Genomic DNA, 2,892 nt, shown 5'->3' on the forward strand with positions numbered 1-2,892 from the left:
CTCGACCAGATCCGGTTTCGGCGCGCCGGCCTTGTAGGTGACCAGAAACCTGTCGGTCACCGTGTCGCGCGCGGCGTTGAAGAACCGCGCACAGCCATGCACGTGCCGCCAGCGCTCGAACGTGACGCCCTTGGGATTGTCGCGGTAGAAGAAAAAACGCGCGAATTCATCGTCGGTCAGCGACGCGATGTCCGCCGGCCGCGCGATATGCGCCTCGCCCGCATGGCGGAACTCGATCTCCGGCCGGTCTTCCTCGCAATAGGGGCAATGGATCAGCAGCATCGCGCAGGTCCCGTATCAGTGCGCCACCGCGGCCGCGGCGGCCTCATCGATCAGCCGGCCGGTGGTGAAGCGTTCAAGCGTGTAGCCCGCGTTGATCGGGTGCGGATCGTCGTTGGCGATCGTGTGCGCGAACACATGGCCCGAGCCGGGCGTCGCCTTGAACCCGCCCGTGCCCCAGCCGCAATTGACGTAAAGGCCCGGCACCGGCGTCCTGGCGATGATCGGCGAGCGGTCGGGCGTCACGTCGACGATCCCACCCCACGATCGCAGCATCTTCATGCGCGTGAACACAGGGAACATCTCGCAGATCGCTTCGAGCGTGTGTTGCAGGATGTGCAAGCCGCCGGTCTGCGAATAGGAGGTGTACTGGTCGGTGCCCGCGCCGATCACAAGTTCGCCCTTGTCGGACTGGGAGATATAGGCGTGGACCGTGTTCGACATGACCACGCACGGAAAGCACGGCTTGACGGGCTCGGAGACCAGCGCCTGCAACGGAAAGCTTTCGAGCGGCATGCGCACGCCGGCCATCTCCATCAGAACGGAGGTATGGCCGGCCGCGACCACGCCGACCTTCCTGGCGCCGATGAAGCCGCGCGCGGTCTCCACGCCCGTCACCTGGCCGTTGCCTGCCCGGCGGATGCCGGTCACCGCGCAGTTCTCGATGACATGGACGCCGCGCGCCGAGGCGGCCCGCGCATAGCCCCAGGCGACCGCGTCGTGCCGCGCCGTGCCGCCGCGCCGCTGCAACGCCGCGCCCGTCACCCGATAGCGCGCGGCCCTTGAGATGTTCAGCGGCGGGCAATAGGCCCCGGCCTGTTCGGGCGTCAGCCATTCATTGTCGACGCCGTTGAGCCGGTTGGCGTGGATATGCCGCTTGAAGACCTGCTCGTCATGCACATTGTGCGCCAGCATCATCACGCCGCGCGGCGAATACATGACATTGTAGTTCAGATCCTGGCTCAGCCCCTCCCACAGCCTGACCGCATGATCGTAGAGCCCGGCCGATTCGTCGTAGAGATAGTTGGAGCGGATGATGGTGGTGTTGCGTCCGGTGTTGCCGCCGCCAAGCCAGCCCTTTTCGAGGACGGCCACATTGGTGATGCCGTGCTCCCTGGCCAGATAATAGGCCGTCGCCAGCCCGTGCCCGCCCGCGCCGACGATGATCACGTCATAGGAGGGGCGCGGCTCCGGACTGTCCCATTGCCGGCCCCAGCCCTTGTGGCCCCGCATCGCCTCGCGGGCGACGGCAAGGGCGGAAAATCGGCGCATGGCTCCACCATCGTTTCGAACTGACGCCGCAACCAAGCACAGCGGTCGGGCCGATTCCAGCCGTTTTGCGACAGCAGGCGGCGCACGGCGCCCGACCAGCCCGCTCCGCCCACGCCCGATGACGGCGACAGCCCCTGTCATCTGCGCATGTCAGGCTGGACTTGCCGGCCTGAAGCTGCTATTTGCGCATCCAATCGTCTGGCCGGCGGCTTTGCGAGCCGTTTTCTGCGTTCCCTGTTCAGCCGCGTTTTCCAAGGCTGCGCCGGCCCGCTGTTTATCGAAGCTCGAAGGAACGGGATCAAATTGCAAGTACTTGTCCGTGACAACAATGTCGACCAGGCCCTGCGCGTGCTCAAGAAGAAGATGCAGCGCGAAGGTGTCTTCCGCGAGATGAAGCTGCGCGGCCACTACGAAAAGCCGTCCGAAAAGCGCGCCCGCGAAAAGGCCGAGGCCGTCCGCCGCACCCGCAAGCTGGCGCGCAAGCGCGCCCAGCGCGAGGGCCTTTTGAGCAAGAAGGGCCGCTGACGGGACATTGGCGGCACAAGAGGTGACGGCACAAGGGGTCGATCCGCCCCGAATTCGTCCAGATCGAACGGCAACCATGGCGTGACCTTGAAACGGCCACGCCATTTTTGTGCGCACAGGGCGCAAGGTGAGAGAGGGACCGATGAAATGGACACATCTCGCGCCGCCATGGAAGAAAAGGCCCCGAACGCCGTGCCCGCGCGCGGGGCGCGCCTGACGCCGCTCGCGCTCGCCTGCCTTGCCGGCCTGGCGCTCGGCGGATGCCAGACCGCGACCCTTCAGGGCGAGGTGGCGACCATCGAGCGCGAGCAGGGCAGCGCCGAGAACATCGCCTCGCTGACCGAAGTGATCCGCGCCAGTCCGGGCGATGCGCGCGCCTACAATGTGCGCGGCTCGGCGTTCGGGCGCGGCGGGCTCTACCGCGAGGCGCTTGATGATTTCAACCGGGCGATCGCGCTCGATCGGCGCTTTTACGAAGCCTACGCCAACCGCGCGCTGATCCATCGCCTGCTGGGCGATCAGGCGAGCGCGGCGGCCGACTATTCGGCCGCCCTGCGCATCAACCCCCGCTACGACAAGGCCTATATCGGCCGCGGCGAGCTCTACCGCCGGGCCGGCCGCACGACCGAGGCCTTCGGCGACTTCCAGCGCGCCATACGGCTCGACACGACAGACCCGCGCGCCTATCACCGCCGCGGCCTGATCTACCAGACGCGCGACCAGCACCAGTTCGCGATCGACGATTTCTCGACCGCCATCTCGCTTCAGCCGGACGCGCCAGAGCCCTACAATGCCCGCGCCATCTCCTATCTGGCG

Annotated in this window: 4 protein-coding genes; 2 read left to right on the forward strand and 2 right to left on the reverse strand. The window is 66.6% G+C overall.

The features are described from left to right. The coding region (locus tag AC5E6L_RS14900; protein ID WP_491774348.1) for a sarcosine oxidase subunit delta at nucleotides 1-282 on the reverse strand (282 nt) is incomplete at its 3' end. 15 nt (nucleotides 283-297) lie between these two features. After that, nucleotides 298-1,551, reverse strand: coding sequence for a sarcosine oxidase subunit beta family protein (locus AC5E6L_RS14905; protein WP_491228413.1), 1,254 nt, complete (start codon nucleotides 1,549-1,551; stop codon nucleotides 298-300). Between the two features lie 234 nt (nucleotides 1,552-1,785). Between AC5E6L_RS14905 and rpsU the strand changes: the two genes are divergently transcribed. After that, nucleotides 1,786-2,076 carry a 30S ribosomal protein S21 gene (rpsU, locus tag AC5E6L_RS14910; RefSeq protein WP_491774350.1) on the forward strand — a complete coding sequence of 97 codons (291 nt, stop codon included), beginning with the start codon at nucleotides 1,786-1,788 and terminating at the stop codon, nucleotides 2,074-2,076. Between the two features lie 168 nt (nucleotides 2,077-2,244). Continuing rightward, on the forward strand, nucleotides 2,245-2,892 hold a 648-nt coding region (locus AC5E6L_RS14915), incomplete at its 3' end, for a tetratricopeptide repeat protein (protein WP_491774352.1).

Source organism: Roseitalea sp. (genome assembly GCF_984466335.1).

Bases quoted from the DNA above. Each gene is read 5' to 3' on its own strand.
- AC5E6L_RS14905 (WP_491228413.1), bottom strand. From the start codon at position 1,551: ATGCGCCGATTTTCCGCCCTTGCCGTCGCCCGCGAGGCGATGCGGGGC.